Source organism: Streptomyces sp. P17 (assembly GCF_032436805.1).
Taxonomy (GTDB): Bacteria; Actinomycetota; Actinomycetes; order Streptomycetales; family Streptomycetaceae; genus Streptomyces.
The window spans coordinates 190,493-206,541 of record NZ_JAVRBF010000003.1 but is presented as its reverse complement, the minus strand read 5'-3'; the positions used below and the strand labels follow the sequence as shown (position 1 = coordinate 206,541).

The window sequence follows — 16,049 nt, the reverse complement described above, 5'->3', positions numbered from 1 at the left end:
GTTCACGCCTTTCCTTCGGAGGTGCCGGCCACCGGTGCGGTGAGGTCCTCCTCTTCGGGGAGTTCCTCCACGTCCACACCGCGCACCTGTGACAGCTCGTGCTTGAGGGCGGCGAGTTCGGCGCCGCCCGCCATGTGGTTGGTGAGTTCTTCGAGGCTGACCTGGTCGCGGGAGGCGGACAGTTCCATGGTGCCCAGACGCAGGACGCTGAAGTGGTCGCCGACCATATAGGCGTGGTGGGGATTGTGGGTGATGAAGATGACGCCGAGGCCGCGGTCGCGGGCGGCGGCGATGTACTTCAGCACCACGCCGGACTGCTTGACGCCGAGGGCGGCGGTGGGCTCGTCCAGAATCAGCACCCGGGCGCCGAAGTAGACGGCGCGGGCGATGGCCACGCACTGGCGCTGGCCGCCGGAGAGGGTGCCGATGGGCTGTTCCAGGTCGCCGAGGAGGATGCCCATCTCGCGCAGTTGGTGATCGGCGGTCCGCTTCATCGCGGCGATGTCGAGGCGGCGGACGGGCCAGGGGCCCTTGGTCATCTCGGAGCCGAGGAAGAAGTTCCGCCACACCGGCATGAGCGGGACGGTCGCCAGGTCCTGGTAGACGGTGGCGATGCCGCGGTCGAGGGCTTCGCGGGGGGTGGTGAACCGGACCGGTTCGCCGTCGACGAGGAACTCGCCCTCGGTGTGCTGGTGCAGCCCGGAGATGATTTTGATGAGGGTGGACTTTCCGGCCCCGTTGTCGCCGAGCACGCAGGTGACCCTGCCGGGGTGGACTTCGAGGCTCACGCCGTGCAGGGCGCGGATGTTGCCGTAGGACTTGCCGGCGCCGCGCAGTTCGACGATCGGCCGGTCCTCCTCGGGGACCGTGTCCTTGAGAATGGCTCCGTGAGGGGTCGTCATTGCGGTCACCTCCGGGTCGCCGTCCGGCGGACCCACAGATTGATGAGCGTGGCGCCGAGGAGCATCACGCCCAGGAACGCCTTGAACCAGTCGGGGTTCCAGCCGGCGTAGACGATGCCCTGCTGGACCATGCCGAACATGAACGCGCCGAAGACCGGGCCGATCGCCGAGCCGTAACCGCCGGTCAGCAGACAGCCGCCGATGACCGCCGCGGCGATGTAGATCAGCTCCTGGCCGACGCCCTCCCCGGACTGCACGGTGTTGAAGGAGAACAGCTGGTGCATGCCGACGAACCAGGCGCCGAAGCCGACCAGCATGAACAGCGAGATCTTCGTGAAGGTCACCGGCACACCGACCGCCCGGGCGGACTCCTTGTTGCCGCCGACCGCGAAGATCCAGTTGCCGTACTTGGTGCGCAGCAGCACCCAGGTGGCGAGCGCGGCGAAGACCAGCCACCACACGATGGTGATCTTCACCTGGACGCCGCCGACGTCGAAGGACGAGGCGAACAGGGCCTTGGCCTGGTCGAAGCCGTCCATGGTGCTGATGTCGTCGGTGGCGACGTTCCCGGTGACCAGCTTGGTGATCGCCAGGTTCGCGCCCTGCAGGATCAGGAAGGTGCCGAGGGTGACCAGGAAGCTGGGCAGGCCGGTCTTGACCAGCATCCAGCCGTTGAAGAGCCCGACCGCGAGCGACACGACGAGCGCGACGATCACACCGACCCAGACGTTCATGGTCAGTTGGTAACTGATCATGCTGGCGGTGAGCGCCGAGGTGATCACCGCGACACCGGCGGAGAGGTCGAACTCGCCGCCGATCATCAGCAGGGCCACGGGCAGCGCCATGATCCCGATCGTAGATGACTGGTAGAGGATGTTGGCCATCGAGCCGCCGTCGCGTACCGGCGGCGCCGTGATGAGGAAGAAGACCAACACCGCCACGGCGCCCAGGAAGACGCCCACTTCGGGCCGGGCGAGCAGCCGGAGCGCCAGGGGGCGCTCGGCGGTCCGCCCGTCGGTGCCCTTGGGGCCGGTGGCCGGCGGTGAGGTCACCGCCGGCTCGGCATGCTGGGTCATGCTCATCACCGGGTGCCCTTCGCGGCGAAGGCCGCGACCGCGTCGACGTTGGACTTGTCGACGAAGGCCGGGCCGGTCAGCACCGGCTGCTCACCGCCGCCCATGTAGTTGCCGTTGTTCTTGTAGAGCCACAGCGAGTCGATGGCCAGGTAGCCCTGGAGGTAGGGCTGCTGGTCGACGGCGAACTCGATGGTGCCCTTGCTGATGGCTCCGGTCAGGTCCTTGTTGAGGTCGAAGGTGGCGACCTTGGCCCCGCTGCCCGACTCCGACACCGACTGCGCCGCGGTGAGCGCGAAGGGCGCGCCGAGCGTGACCACGTAGTCGATCGCCTTGTCCTCGGCGAGCTTGGCGGTGATCGTCGACTTCACGGACGGCATGTCGGTGCCGTTGACGTTCAGCGTCTCGACCGTGCCGGAGAAGGTCTTCTCGACGCCGTCGCAGCGCTGGGTGAGGCCGATGTTGCCCTGCTCCTGGATGACACAGACGGCCTTCTTGGCGCCGGACTCGTTCAGCCGCTTGCCGAGCGCCTCGCCGGCGACCGTCTCGTCCTGGCCGAAGAACTCCATCAGGCCGAGCTTCTGCCACTCGCTGACACCGGAGTTGAGGCCGACGACGGGTATGTTCTCGGCCTTCGCCTTGGCTATGACGTCCTTGAGGGCGTCCGGCTTGGCGAGGGTGACGGCGATGCCGTCGACCTTCTGGTCGATGGCGTTCTGCACCAGGTTGGCCTGGACGCCGGCGCTGGGGTCGGCGGAGTAGATGAGCTTGATGTTGTCCTTGGCCGCGGCGGCCTCGGCGCCCTTGCGGACGATGTCCCAGAAGGTGTCGCCCGGCGACTGGTGGGTGACCAGGGCGACCGTCATGCGCGGCGTGTTCGCCTTGCCCGCGGAGGCGCCTTCCGCGCTCTCCTCGGCCTTCTTGCCGCCGGAGCTGCTGGAGCAGCCTGCGAGGGTCAGTGCTGCCGCAGCGGCCAGGGCCACCAAGGCCGTTCTGCGGGAGCGGGAGTGCGAAGAGCGGTCCATCTTTCCTGCACCTCACTGTGCGACGGGGGAACGACGGGAAAAGAAACGCGGCTGGTGCGTTGGTCCCGGATCCAATCCCTTGATGAGCCCTCTGTCAATACTTTGTTAAGACATCATTTCACAAGCAGGTCCGAATGTAAGTACAAACTCTTGACACCGCCCGGCACAAAGGCCTACACCTGGGAGGCGGCGGAGACGATCTCTACCCGCCGCGCTCGGGCGTATCCCTGAAGCCGCCACCACGAAAGGCAGGTACGTCGATGGCGAAGCCCCGGAATCGCGCTGCCACGCTCGATGCCCTGCACTTCGCCCTGGACCGCAACAGTCCGGTGCCGCTCTACCACCAGCTCGCCCAGCAACTGGAGGCGGCGATCGAGCACGGCGCGCTCGCCCCGGGCAATCTCCTCGGCAACGAGATCGGCCTGTCCACCCGGCTCGGCCTGTCCCGGCCCACCGTCCGCCAGGCCATCCAGTCCCTCGTCGACAAGGGACTGCTGGTCAGACGGCGCGGCGTCGGCACCCAGGTGGTGCACAGCCAGGTCAAGCGCCCGCTGGAACTGAGCAGCCTCTACGACGACCTGGAGGCGGCCGGACAGGGCCCGGCCACGCAGGTCGTGCGCAACGAGACGGTCCCGGCCACCGCGGACGTGGCGGCCGCCCTCGGCCTCGCGGAGGGCGCCGACGTGACGCTTCTGGAGCGACTGCGCTCCACCCACGGCCAGCCCGTGGCGCTGCTGTGCAACTACCTGCCCGCCAGGCTCCTCGAACTCGACACGGCCCGTCTGGAGGCGACCGGCCTGTACCGGATGATGCGCTCGGCCGGCCTCACCCTGCACAGCGCCCGCCAGAGCGTCGGCGCCCGCTGCGCCACCGCCGAGGAGGCGGCCCGGCTGGACGAGAAGAAGGGCGCCGCCCTCCTCACGATGCAGCGCACGACGTACGACGACGCGGGCCGCGCGGTCGAGTACGGCACCCACATCTACCGCGCCTCGCGCTACGCGTTCGACTTCCAGCTGCTGGTCCGCAGCTGAGCCCTTGACTGTCGGGGGCAGGGGGAGCAGAGTCGAAGGTATACGTCGTAAACATACGGTGTTTCCCGGTCACGAGAAGGCGAGCCGGGCCCATGAGCGCACCGTCAACCGTCCTCGTGACCGGCGGGGCCGGATTCATCGGGAGCCACGCCTGCGTGGAGCTGCTCGACCACGGCTACGAAGTGATCGTGGTCGACAATTACAGCAACAGCTCCTCGCAGGTCTTCGCGCGCGTCGAACGCATCGCGGGCCGCTTCGTCGGTGCCGTCTACGACCTGGACATCCGGGACCGGCACGCCCTGTCGGCCGTCTTCGACCGGCACACCGTGGACGCCGTACTGCACTTCGCCGGCCTCAAATCGGTGCCCGCCTCGCTGCGGGCGCCGGTCGCGTACTACGACGTCAACGTCGGCGGTACGACGGCCCTGCTGGGCGCCATGCACGAGCACGGGGTGCGCCAGCTGGTGTACTCCTCGTCCTGCTCGGTCTACGGTGAGGCGGGTTCCGGGCCGCTCAGCGAGGCGACGCCCGCGCGGCCGGCCCATCCCTACGCGGCCTCCAAGTGGACCTGCGAGCAGATCCTCGCCGATGTGTGCCGCCGCTGCCCCGAGTACACCGTGCTGTGTCTGCGCTGCTTCAACCCGGCCGGCGCCCATCCGAGCGGACTGCTCGGCGAGGACCCGCAGGGCACGCCCGACAATCTGATGCCGTATCTGGCCCAGGTGGCCGTCGGACGGCACCCTCGGCTCAAGGTCTTCGGCGGCGACTACCCGACCCGGGACGGGACGGCGGTCCGCGACTATCTGCATGTGATGGACACGGTCGACGCGCACCGCGTCGCGCTGGACCATCTCGCCGACGCACCGGGCATGCATGTGTTCAACCTCGGGCTCGGCCGGGGCAGTTCGGTGCTCGACATGGTCGCCGAGTACTCCAGGGCGTGCGGCCGGCCGGTGCCCTACGAGGTGACGGCGCGCCGTCCCGGTGACGTGGCCGAGCTGGTCGCCGACGCGAGTGCGGTGGACCGGGCCTGGGGCTGGCGGCCCACTCGGGATCTCGCCGACATGTGCCGGGACAGCTGGCGCTTCCAGCAACTCAACCCGCTCGGGTACGCGGGGTCCGCACGGGGGCAGAAGCCGTAGGGTTGCCGATCCCGGCGAGCGCGAACGCGGTCTCCGCGAGGGCGAGGTGGCTGAACGCCTGGGGGGCGTTGCCCAGTTGGCGTCCGGCCGCCGGATCCCACTGTTCCGAGAGCAGCCCCACGTCGTTGCGGACGGCGAGGACGCGTTCGAAGCTCTCCCGGGCCTCGGTGGCCCGGCCGGTCGCGGCGAGGGCGTCGGCGTACCACAGGGAGCAGGACACGAACGTGCCCTCGTGGCCCGGCAGTCCGTCCACCTCGTGCATGCCCGGGCCGCCATGCGCGTACCGCCGCAGGAACCCGCCCTCGGCGAGCCCGCCCATCGCGTGGACGGTGCCGCGCACCCGCGCGTCCCCGGCGGGCAGGAAGCCGACCTTGGGCAGCAGCAGGGCCGAGGCGTCCAGGGCCGGTGAGCCGTAGGCCTGGACGAAGGAGCGCTGTGCCGGGTCCCAGCCCTTGCGGCAGACCTGGCGGCGGACCTCGTCGCGCATGGCCCGCCAGCGGTCCGAGGAGCCGTTGCGGCCGAGGAGTTCGCCCATGCGCAGGGCGCGGTCGGCGGCCACCCAGGTCATGACCTTGGAGTGCACGAACTGCCGGCGCGGTCCGCGCACCTGCCACAGTCCCCGGTCCGGTTCGCGCCAGTGCCGTTGCAGGAAGCCCATCATCGACTCGACGAGGTTCCACACATGGGCGGGCATGGGGATGCCGGCGAGCAGGGACAGACAGAGCGTGTCCAGGACCTCGCCGTAGACGTCGAGCTGGAACTGGCCGACCGCCGAGTTGCCGAACCGCACCGGCCGCGAGTCCTCGTAGCCGGGTAGCCAGGGTGCCTCGGTCTCCGGCAGCAGGCGCTGTCCGCCCACGCCGTACACGGTCTGCAGATCGGCCGGGTCGCCCGCGATGGCCCGCACCAGCCAGTCCAGCCAGGCCGTCGCCTCCTCCCGGTAGCCGCAGCGCAGCAGACAGGACAGGGCGAGGGTGGAGTCGCGCAGCCAGCAGTAGCGTTGGTCCCAGTTGCGTTCGCCACCGAGGCAGCCCGGCAGCGAGGTGGTGGGGGCGGCGACGATGCCGCCGGTGGGGGCGTAGGTGAGGGCTTTGAGGGTGATCAGGGAGCGTACGACAGCGTCCCGCCAGGGCCCGTCGTAGCGGCAGCGGCCGGTCCAGCGCCGCCAGTAGTCGACGGTCTCCTTGAGGACCGTCTCCGCCGGGACCGCGAGCGGCGCGGGCGGGCCCGGCAGATGCGAGGGCGACCAGGCGAGAGTCAGCGCCTGCCGGTGTCCGGCGGTGACGGTGAACTCGGCGACGGTGGACGGCTCCCCGCCGAGCACCCGCACGGGTCCGTCGGCGCTCACCCACACCGCGTCGGGTCCCGCGACCGCCACCGTGCAGTCGGCGTCGGTCCGGGCCCAGGGCACGACCCGGCCCTGATGGAAGCGCAGCCGCAGCTCGCTGCGCAGGGTCACCGAGCCCGACAGTCCCTCGACCATCCGGACCAGACACGGCAGTTGGCTGCGCGGCGGCATGAAGTCGGTGACGCGTACGGTCCCGGTCGCGGTCTCCCAGTACGAGTCCAGGACGAGGGTGTCGTGCCGGTAGACCCTGCTCGTGCAGGGGCCCCGGGCGGCGACGGGCGCGAGGCGCCAGAAGCCGTTGTCCGCCGTGCCGAGCAGGGCGGCAAGGCAGGCGGGCGAGTCGAAGCGGGGCAGACACAGCCAGTCGACGGAACCGTCCCGGCCGACCATGGCGGCGGTCTCCAGATCGCTGAGGAGGGCGTAGTCCTCGATGGGCGCGTTCATGATCATCGATCACTTCAGTCGTATATTTACGACGTATACGTTCATCATCACCCCAGGGAACTCACCAGGTCAAGCTCCCCCGGCTCGCCACACTGGTCATCCGCCCCGACCCGTCTCGACCGCATGCCACCGCTCTCGCAGCTCCGACCGGTCCAGGATCAGGGCGTACTGCCCGCGAATCATCTGCGACCGGACGATCGGCGCCGTGGTGAACCGGGCGCCCGACGCCTCCAGGTCCCGCAGACCGAACACCAGGTTGCGCAGGTCGCCGTTTGACATCCGGTCGTCCACGCTCACCGTGCGTGTGATCGCGTCGAGCGTCCTGGCGCTGGCGAGCGGGTCGGTGAGGCGGACCTCGCTGCGTATCTCGTCGACCAGGCTGTACAGGAACTGCTGCTGACGCTTGATCCGGTCCAGCTCTCCGCCGGGCAGCCCCTTGCGCTGGCCGACGTACGCGAGCGCCTCTTCGCCGCGCATGACTTGGGTTCCAGCGGTGAAGTGCCGCTGTCGTACCGGATCGTAGGAGTCCGCGGGCACGGTCACGGACACGCCGCCGACGGCATCGGTGAGAGCCCTGAAGCCTTGCCAGTCGATGACGCCGAAGTGGTCGACGCGGGTCCCGACGAGCTGCTCCACCGTCTGGATCATGAGGGGTGGGCCGCCCCAGGAGAACGCGGCGTTGATCTTCGCCGAGCCATGGCCGGGGATGGGCACCCAGCTGTCCCTCGGGATGGACATCAGGTGCACGGCACGCTCGTCGCCACTGAGATGCACCAGCATCAGCGTGTCGCTGCGCTGCGCTCCGTACGTCCACAGTCGCGCCGTCGCGTCACTGCCCGTGGTCGGCTGTTTCGAGCGGCTGTCGACACCGGCGAGCAGGAAGGTCGTACCGCCGTCGTGGTCCGCGGGCCTGGGCGGACGCTGGCCGGTGGGAAAGGCGTCGGGAATGCGGGTGACCTGGTCGCCGTAGTGGTTGGTGCCCCACCACACGGCTCCGGCAGCGAGACCGGCCAGGGCGAGAACGGTAGCCAGGCCGAGGACCAGCAGGGTGCGCAGGAGGTGATGCCGGCGCTCGCTTCTCCGCCTGGTTTCCCACTGCGGCCAAGGGTCTCGCACGGTCATATCGAACTCCCGGCCCACGCCTGGGGAATGACGGCCGGCGCCACCTGCCCTGACGTATATGTACGGCGTATACTTACACCATGCGACGGCAGGTGCGCAGCGTCAACACCGATAGTCCACCGAGCCCGACCGCGGCAGCCGCGCGGGCATGGACGGCGCTGATCGTGCTGGTGACCTTGGTGCTCCTGGCCACCAGCTGCACCTCGCAGGAGCCGCAGTCCACCACCTCCTCGCCCGCCTTCGGCATCGCGTACGGCAACCGCCTCGTCGGGATGTCCGACGAGGATCTCGCCGCCGCCCTCGACGACGCCGTCGCCGTGGGCGCACGGTGGGTGCGGGCGGACCTGGCCTGGGCGGACATCCAGCCGGACGGGCCGGACCGCCACAGGTGGTACGTGTTCGACCGTGTCGTCAGGGCGGCCTCCGAACGCAGCTTGTCCGTCCTGCCCGTGCTCGCCTACACGCCGAGATGGGCGCGGCCGGCGGGCTGCGCCGGCGACAACTGCGCACCCGCCGATCCCGAGGCGTTCGCCGCCTTCGCCGCCAAGGCCGCGACACGATACGCGCCGGAGGGCATCCACACCTGGGAGATCTGGAACGAACCCAACATCCAGAACTTCTGGCGGCCCGCACCCGATGCCACCGCCTACACGACGCTCCTTCGGACGACGAGCCGGGCGCTGCGGCAGGTGGACCCGTCGGCCTACGTCATTCTCGGCGGGCTCGCCGTGGCGAACACGAGGAACGGGGACATCTCACCCGCGGACTTCCTCGCGGCCGTGGCGGCGCGCGGCGGCAACCGGCTCGTCGACGCCGTCGGCTATCACCCCTACACATATCCGCAGCTCGCGAGCGCCCCGTCGGCGTCGGCCACGGCCTGGCAGGGAATCGACGGTTCGCAGGACAGCCTGCGCGGCATCCTGTCCGCGCACGGCACGCCCGATCTGCCCGTGTGGATCACCGAGTTCGGTGCCCCGACCAACGGCCCGGGCAGGGCTTCGGACGGACGGGCCGGGGCGACCGGAGCGACGACGACTCATGTGACCGAGAAACAGCAGGCCGCGATCGCCGCGGACGCGGTGCCCATGGCCGCCAGGACCCCGCGCGTGAGAGCGCTGATCTGGTATACCGACCGCGATCAGGGCACCGACACATCGTCGCGGGAGAACTTCTTCGGCCTGCGCCGCGCCGACGGCAGCGCCAAGCCCGCCTTCGACGCGCTGCGTGGCGCCATTGCCGCGCACGGCGACCGACCCTGAAGTGCCGCCGATCCGTTGCCGGTGGGGCAGGGATCCTCCGCTGGCACGGGTGGGACGGATGGGCAAGCATTGATCGTGAGTGACTCGGGGAACCAAACTCAGGGTGTTCGATGGCGGACCATCTGCAGGGGAACCGCTGCGGTCCTGCCGCCTCCGCGCGGGTAGGGGCGCCCCTTCTCTGTGCACCTGTGGGGTGCCTCGCCACGGGATCCTCCGCCACGCTCGGCTCGCGGTGGGGCCTGGGGCTGATGTGCCCCCGCGGGGATTCCCCGCGCGGGCCGAGGCGGACCGGCGGGCACGAGGAACCCGACGGCCAAAGGCTGGTGCGGGACAGACCGGTGCACACAGCCCGCACCGCGCTGGTGCTCGGTGTTGCCGAGGTCATCGGCAAGCTGTCCATGCTGATCCTCACCGTGGGCGCCGCTCGGATGCTGGGCGTGGCCGACTTCGGCGCCTTCTCCTACGCGCTGGCCGTCGGCACCCTCGTGGCGGTGGTGCCCACGTGGGGTTACGACGTGACGGTGATCCAGCGAGCCAGCGCCGAGCGGACGCGCCTGCGGGAACTGCTCGCCGAGCTCCTGGTCATGCGTACGCTCCTCGTCGTCCTGATCTTCGCGATCGTCGGCGGGCTGTCCGGGCTCACCTCGGTCTCCGGCGGCAATGAAACGGCGGTCGGACTGCTCATCGTCGCCGCCGTGCTGATGGACACGTACACGGAGGCGTACCGCTCCGCCACCGCCGCGCTGCAGCGGCAGAACATCATGGCTGTCGTCCACCTGGTGCAGCGTCTGCTGACCGCCGGTGCGGCCCTGCTGGCGCTGTTCGCCGACACGGGGCTCACCGGGCTGGCGGTCGCCTTCTTCGCCGGAACGCTCTTCGGTCCGGTGACGGCCGCGGTGTTCATGCGGCACACCGGCTTCGGGCCGGACTGGAGAAGCGTCTCCCGGGCGGGGCTGATGGACCTGAACCGGGGAACCTGGATGATCGGTGTCGCCGCTGTGGTGCTGATCGTGCTGTTCCGGATCGACACGCTGATGATCGGCTGGTTCGCGGGGACCCGCGAGGTCGGTATCTACGCCGCCGTCTACCGACTGCTCGAAACCACGCTGTTCGTCAGCTTCGTGGCCGCCCGGACCATCTTCCCCCTGATGGCGAGCGCCCCGGCGCCCGAGCGGGTCCAGCGGTACAGCGAGCAGGGCATCAGCATGATGGCGGCGGTCTTCCTGCCGTACATGATGCTCCTGTGGTGCCGGGGGCACAGCGTGCTGGACATCCTGTACGGCCGACAGTTCGCCGACGAGGGGACCGGCATGCTGGCCTGGCTGGCTCCCGCCCCCTTTCTCTTCGGCCTGTCCTATCTGGCCTCGTACGCCATCGTCGCGGCCGGTCCGACCCTGCGCGCCCTCACCGGTTCCCTGATGGCGCTGGCGGTCAACCTGGGCCTGAACTTCGCCCTCATCCCGAGCTACGGGGGCCTCGCGGCCGCGTTCACCACTTCTCTGTCCTACGCGGTCTACGCGGCTGCCCTGATCCTGTTGGGGCGGGCCCGAGCGGGAATGCCCAGGCTCCCGCGGGCCATGCTGCCCGCCACCGTGGCATCCGCCGTCGCCGCCGGACCGCTGCTGGCGCCATGGCCGTTCCTGCCGGCCCTGATCGCTGCCGCGGTTCTTTACGTACCGGCCTGGCTGCTGGTCACACGCCGCATCGATCCCCATCAGGTGCAGGTCCTGCGCAGGATGCTCCGACGCGGGAGGATCACATGAGCTGTCCGTTGCGGGTCACCGTCGTGGCGCCCTACGGGGTGGTCGGAGGCGCCGAACTCTGGCTGCTCTCCCTCCTGGATGTCACCGACCGCCTCGATGTGAATGCCGTACTGCTGGCCGACGGGCCGCTGCGGGACGAGTTCGCCCGACGGGACATCCCGGTTGCCGTGCGTGCCACGGGCCGCTCCGCCGCCTCGATCGCGGGCGCCGCCGCATGGCTGCTGCCCCGACTGCGTACCGCGAGACCCCACGTGGTCCTCGCCAACGGCGTCAAGGCCGCGGCGGCGGCCGCCCCGGCCGCCTGGCTCGCCGGAGTGCCCTGCGTCTGGGCCAAGCACGACCACTCCTACGACGGCCTCCTGACCAGGGCCCTGGCGACGGTCACCGACATGTGCATCGGCACCGAGCCCGGCCTGATCGCCGCCTCCCAGCACCCTCGGCCCTCGCTGGTGCCGGTGCCCGCACCGAGCGGAACGGCCCTTCGCCGTACGGCGGCCCGGGAGGAGCTGATCCGGCGCGGGGCACGGCTCGGGGACGATGAGCGGCTGCTGCTCACCATCAGCCGGCTGGTCTCCTACAAGGGCGTGGACGACGCGGTCACGGCCCTCGCGCGGCCAGGCGGTGAACACTGGCGGCTCGCCGTGGTCGGCCCCGAAGATCCGAGCGATCCGGGCGAGCGGCGGCGGCTGACACGGCTGGCCGAGGAGCTCGGAGTGGCGGACCGGGTGGATTTCGCCGGCTGGATCGAGGAGGCCTGGCGCGTCATCCCGGCGGCCGACTCCGTCGCCGTGCTCACCAAGCCCGACGGAACGGGTCCGGGGCAGGAGGCGTTCGGCGGGACCGCCATCGAGGCCATGCTCAACGGCGTACCGGTGATCACCACCGGGCCGGGTTCGGTCGCCGACCGGGTGGCCGGTCCGGCGCCGGTGCCCCCCGGCGGGATCGCCGTGCCTCCCGCCGACCCCGACAAGGTGGCCGACGCCCTGGGCCGGCTTGCCGACCCGGACACCCGGTCGGCCATGGGCCGGGCCGGACTCCGCAGAACGGCTGCCAACCCCGGTCCGGAGGAATGTGCCCGCCTCCTCGCCCGGACCCTGTCCAGGGCCGCGCGACTGCCCGGCGCGGGCCTGGAGGGGACGACACCCGCGTCGGTCGTGGTCACGGTGGTGAACCGGGGCGAGGCGATCGACGGGCTCATCGAGTCGCTGCTTCGCCAGCTCACCGTGGACGGTGACGAATTGGTGGTGGTGGATCGCGGCTCGACCGACGACACCGCCCGGCGCGTGGTCGACCGGGCATCCCAGGACCCCCGGATCCGGCCGCTCGTCCACCCCTGCGCGAGTGCCGCCGCGGGGCGGAATGCCGGGGTCGGGGCGTCGGTCAACGCGCTGGTCGCCTGTATCGACGCGGGCTGCGCGCCCGCGCCGGACTGGCTGGCCCGGATGCGTGCCGCGGCCGACGAGTCGGAGGCGGCCGACCTACTGGTCGGGGTCTGCCGGGTCACAGGTCACGGGGTGCTCTCGAACGCCGCGGCCCTGATGCACGCGCTCCCCGAAGAGTCCCGGCGCGGTCCGGGGCCATGGACGCGGACGCACCGGCTGCTCTTCGGTCCGGGGCTCAGCACCACCGGATCGTCCGGAGGTTCGCTCGCCTTCACCCTCCTCGACGGCTCCCGCGCAGGGCCCGCGCCGGACGCGGAGGTGCTCTCCTGGCGGACGGGGACGGAGACGGACCGCCGCACGGTCGTGGTGGGCTCCGCCGAGGTCGGCCAGGAAGTGCCGACGCCGTGGACGGAGGCGGTTCGCCAGGCTTTCCGGCAGGGTGTGGAGCTGGGTCGCCCAGCGAACCGCAGGCAGCTGGCCGGCGGAGCCGTCCGGGCGGTCGGGTATGCGGGCGCACTGGCCCTGGCGCGCACCCACCGGAGTGTCGCGGCCGCCGGGGTCGGCGCCTACCTCTCCCTCCCCGTCGCCAGGGCCGTCCGCCGTGGCAGCTGGGCCACTTTGCCCACGGTTCCGGTGGTCGTCGGCGCTCTCACGGCGGCCCGCGCCGCGGGGGCCCTGCGCGGGCTGGTCGGCCGCGCCGGGAGAAACGCGCAGCCGGACCCCTCCGAGGGAGGCGGGGCCTCATGACGGGGGCAATGGCGCTGGAGCGGCACAGGGCTCTCGGGATCGCGGGCGCGGTCCTGTTCGCCGCCGTCGGCATCTGGGCCTGCGGACGGAGCCTGCCGCTGGGACTCGGCGTTCTGCTCGGCGTGCCGGTGCTGATCCTGCTGACGGCCGCCGCCGTCCGCCGACCGGTGCTGGCCGTGGCAGCTTTCGCCGTACTCCTTCCGGCCGGGGGCATCGCGCTGCCCATGGCGATGAACCTCGTGCAGGTCCTTGCCGCCTTCACCGCCATGGTCGTACTCGCGGCCCGGATCAGCGGCCGGGGGCGACCCATCGGCTGGTCTCCGCTGCTCGCGGCCTCGGTGCTCCTGGTGGTGTCCGCGATTCTGTCCTCGCTCACCAGCTTCGCCCTGAGCAGATCGCTGACGATGTGCGTGAACTATCTGGTCGGGCTGGCCCTGGCGGCAGCCGTCGTCGCGGCCACGGCGCGGCGCTCCGACCTTCTGATGGCGGCGATGGGTCTAGTCGTCGGAGGGGCGGGGCTGTGCGGCGCAGCCCTCACCTCGATTCCGAACCTGAAGGCCCGCTACCACGCGACCCTGGTCGACAACCGGCCCGTGGGAACCTTTGCGCAGCCCAACGAACTCGGCCTGTGCGCTGCGATGATGCTGTGTTTCAGCCTGGCCATGGCCATCGTCATGTGGCGTCGGCGGCGCACCGCGCTGAGCGTGGTGTGCGCGGTCGCCTCGGCCATGGCTCTGGTGGCCCTCGTGCTCAGCCTCTCCCGCGGTGCCTGGATCGGTGGCATCGCCGGCCTGGCCGTCCTGATCGCACTGCTGCGGGGGGCGCGTCGGCCACTGCTGATCTGCCTGACGGCGGTGAGCGTGACGACGGTGGTGTTCGTGCTCGCCGCACCCGCGACCTCGGGCTCTTCCGTTTTCGCCGACCGCCTCTCCTCGATCTTCACGGGCGAGCGCAGTCCCTACGACGAGCGCCCGGCGGCCTGGGCCGGGGCCGTGCAGCAGATGAGTCAGAGCCCGTTGCTGGGCAGCGGCCCCGCCGCCTATCAGGCAGCGGCCGCACAGGGAGTGGCTCAGCTCACCGATGTGCGCCAAGTCGATCATGCCCACGTCCTGTACCTCACCGTGGGCGCGGAGCAGGGGGCGCTGGGGGTTGCGGCGCTCGTCACCACGATCGGTGTCGGCGCGCGGGAGGCCCTGCGCAACCGCGCCGCGGTCAATCACTCCACGAGCGGCAGCGGCGACTCCGCGTCCGCTCCGCCTGAACCGGCGTACAGCGGTGTCTCGGCCGCGGCGGCCGCGGCTCTCGCGGCCGTCAGCGCCCAGGGGGTCGTCGACTACTCCCTGCGCAATCCCGTACTGGGAACGATGACCTGGCTGCTCATCGGCCTGCTCGCAGCATGTGCCAGAACCCGGTCGACCATGCCCGACGATGTTGAACCCGAAGGTGGCCGAACATGAAGCGAATGACACCGTCAGCCCCCGCCCCTCGCTACCGGCGCCCGCTCCTGGCCGGGCTGATCGCGGGGCTGGTCGTGCTCGGCATCGGCGTGACCGTGATCGAGCTGCAGCCCAGCCGCTACGCGGTGACCAGTACGGTCTCCTTCGCACCTCGCTCGCAGCCCAATGTCAGCGCGGAAATCGTGCAGTTGGCCGCCACCAAGTACGCGGTGACGGCGGGGGCGAGGACGACGTTGGACTTCGCGGCCGATCGCAGCGCCATGACAAGCACTCAGCTCCGGGACCAGCTCTCGGTGACGGTGCAACAGGGCACCGCCAACGTTGACATCGAAGTGGAGGACTCGGATCCGGATCAGGGTGCAGCAGCCGCCAACGCGATCGCTTCCTCCGTCGCCCGGGCGACCGACAACGATGAGCTGATCCTTGGCGAGGTGACCGCTCCCGCGGATCCGGACGCCTCGCAAAACACTCCTTCACGCGCGCTGCTGCTGGCCGTCGCGATCATCGCGGCCGTACTGATCGGCGGCTGGGTGGCCTTCGGGGTCCGGCAACTCGATCGACGAGCCGCCAAGGAGACCTGATGGGCGGCGCACTGGTGCTGATGTATCACGCGATCGGCTCGCGCAGTACCCAGCGTGATCCCAACAATCTGTTCGTTCCGCCGGGGCGGCTGCACAGGCAGCTCGGCATGCTGCTGGAGCGCGGCTGGAGGCCCTTGACTCTCGACGCGTACCTGCGTGGTGATGTCCCGAGGCGCAGTGTGCTGCTCACCTTCGACGACGGCTACCAGTCGTTCCTGGAGGAGGGGCTGCCCGTGCTGCGGGAGCTGGAGGTGCCCGCCACCGTCTTCGTGCTCAGCGGGTTGCTCGGTGGCAGATCCCGCTGGATGGCCGACATGCCTGACGAACTCCTCGTGGACGCCGACGGGGTACGGGAGATGGTCGGCGCGGGGCTGGACGTCGAGAGCCATGGATGGGACCACAGCCATCTGGCGGGCACGGATACCGAGACGCTGATCCGCAATCTCACGGACGCCGCCCGGGCGCTGGCCGAACTCACTGGGCGCCGGCCTCGCGCGTTCGCCTACCCGTACGGGGAACATGACGGCACCGCGCGCGCGGCCGTCGCCGAGGCGGGCTTCGACGTCGCGTTCAGTATCTACGAGAAGGCGGGGCGGTTCGCCGTGCCCCGTGTCGATGTCAACGCCGTGGACACGGACACCACCTTCCGGATGAAGACACGCCCCGGCTACTCGACGCTACGGCGGATGTCCGGGCGGGTCCCCGGGCTGCGTCCGGCCCTGCACTCCCTCGTCGGCCGGGCCAGCCGGACGTGACCGGGCCCCAGGCAACGA

The 16,049-nt window shown here is 70.6% G+C and carries 13 protein-coding genes; 8 read left to right on the top strand and 5 right to left on the bottom strand.

Features of this window, described 5'->3' with window-relative positions; genetic code table 11:
• Positions 1-2 precede the first annotated feature (2 nt).
• The 3 genes from RMT89_RS03155 to RMT89_RS03145 are packed head-to-tail and all read right to left on the bottom strand — an operon-like array spanning position 3 to position 3,000.
• Complete coding sequence (locus RMT89_RS03155; RefSeq protein ID WP_315882344.1) at positions 3-902, bottom strand: ATP-binding cassette domain-containing protein; 900 nt, start codon at positions 900-902, stop codon at positions 3-5.
• A gap of 5 nt (positions 903-907) precedes the next feature.
• Positions 908-1,984, bottom strand: coding sequence for an ABC transporter permease (locus tag RMT89_RS03150; RefSeq protein WP_315882343.1), 1,077 nt, complete (start codon positions 1,982-1,984; stop codon positions 908-910).
• Positions 1,984-3,000: a sugar ABC transporter substrate-binding protein gene (locus tag RMT89_RS03145; RefSeq protein ID WP_315882342.1), complete on the bottom strand. Its 1,017-nt coding sequence runs from the start codon at positions 2,998-3,000 to the stop codon at positions 1,984-1,986. The genes RMT89_RS03150 and RMT89_RS03145 overlap by 1 nt, the downstream gene beginning before the upstream one ends.
• A 260-nt stretch (positions 3,001-3,260) precedes the next feature.
• On the opposite strand from RMT89_RS03145, the gene RMT89_RS03140 reads away from it, so the two are divergent.
• Both RMT89_RS03140 and galE read left to right on the top strand, forming a co-directional pair.
• Entirely contained in the window at positions 3,261-4,031 is a 771-nt protein-coding gene (locus tag RMT89_RS03140; protein ID WP_315882341.1) for a GntR family transcriptional regulator, read from the top strand.
• A 92-nt stretch (positions 4,032-4,123) separates the two neighbouring features.
• On the top strand, positions 4,124-5,173 hold the full coding sequence (galE, locus tag RMT89_RS03135) for a UDP-glucose 4-epimerase GalE (RefSeq protein ID WP_315882340.1): 1,050 nt from the start codon (positions 4,124-4,126) through the stop codon (positions 5,171-5,173).
• Here galE and RMT89_RS03130 read toward each other — a convergent pair.
• Both RMT89_RS03130 and RMT89_RS03125 read right to left on the bottom strand, forming a co-directional pair.
• Positions 5,127-6,965, bottom strand: a complete 1,839-nt coding sequence (locus tag RMT89_RS03130) for a glycoside hydrolase family 15 protein (protein WP_315882339.1) — start codon at positions 6,963-6,965, stop codon at positions 5,127-5,129. The two genes, galE and RMT89_RS03130, sit on opposite strands and share 47 nt — an antisense overlap.
• Before the next feature lie 96 nt (positions 6,966-7,061).
• On the bottom strand, positions 7,062-8,087 hold the full coding sequence (locus RMT89_RS03125; protein WP_315882338.1) for an LCP family protein: 1,026 nt from the start codon (positions 8,085-8,087) through the stop codon (positions 7,062-7,064).
• A gap of 80 nt (positions 8,088-8,167) precedes the next feature.
• Between RMT89_RS03125 and RMT89_RS03120 the strand changes: the two genes are divergently transcribed.
• The 6 genes from RMT89_RS03120 (at position 8,168) to RMT89_RS03095 (ending at position 16,031) form a co-directional block, all read left to right on the top strand.
• Positions 8,168-9,346, top strand: a complete 1,179-nt coding sequence (locus RMT89_RS03120; RefSeq protein WP_315882337.1) for a cellulase family glycosylhydrolase — start codon at positions 8,168-8,170, stop codon at positions 9,344-9,346.
• Positions 9,347-9,684: 338 nt separating this feature from the next.
• Complete coding sequence (locus tag RMT89_RS03115) at positions 9,685-11,109, top strand: oligosaccharide flippase family protein (RefSeq protein WP_315882336.1); 1,425 nt, start codon at positions 9,685-9,687, stop codon at positions 11,107-11,109.
• The gene (locus tag RMT89_RS03110; protein WP_315882335.1) at positions 11,106-13,238 is read left to right on the top strand and encodes a glycosyltransferase; all 2,133 of its coding nucleotides are present in this window, start codon (positions 11,106-11,108) and stop codon (positions 13,236-13,238) included. The genes RMT89_RS03115 and RMT89_RS03110 overlap by 4 nt, the downstream gene beginning before the upstream one ends.
• Positions 13,235-14,695: an O-antigen ligase family protein gene (locus RMT89_RS03105; RefSeq protein WP_315882334.1), complete on the top strand. Its 1,461-nt coding sequence runs from the start codon at positions 13,235-13,237 to the stop codon at positions 14,693-14,695. Before RMT89_RS03110 ends, RMT89_RS03105 begins: the two co-directional genes overlap by 4 nt.
• Positions 14,692-15,276 carry a hypothetical protein gene (locus RMT89_RS03100; protein ID WP_315882333.1) on the top strand — a complete coding sequence of 195 codons (585 nt, stop codon included), beginning with the start codon at positions 14,692-14,694 and terminating at the stop codon, positions 15,274-15,276. The genes RMT89_RS03105 and RMT89_RS03100 overlap by 4 nt, the downstream gene beginning before the upstream one ends.
• Positions 15,276-16,031 (top strand): polysaccharide deacetylase family protein, encoded by a 756-nt coding sequence (locus RMT89_RS03095; RefSeq protein ID WP_315882332.1) that lies wholly within the window; start codon positions 15,276-15,278, stop codon positions 16,029-16,031. Before RMT89_RS03100 ends, RMT89_RS03095 begins: the two co-directional genes overlap by 1 nt.
• Positions 16,032-16,049: the final 18 nt, after the last annotated feature.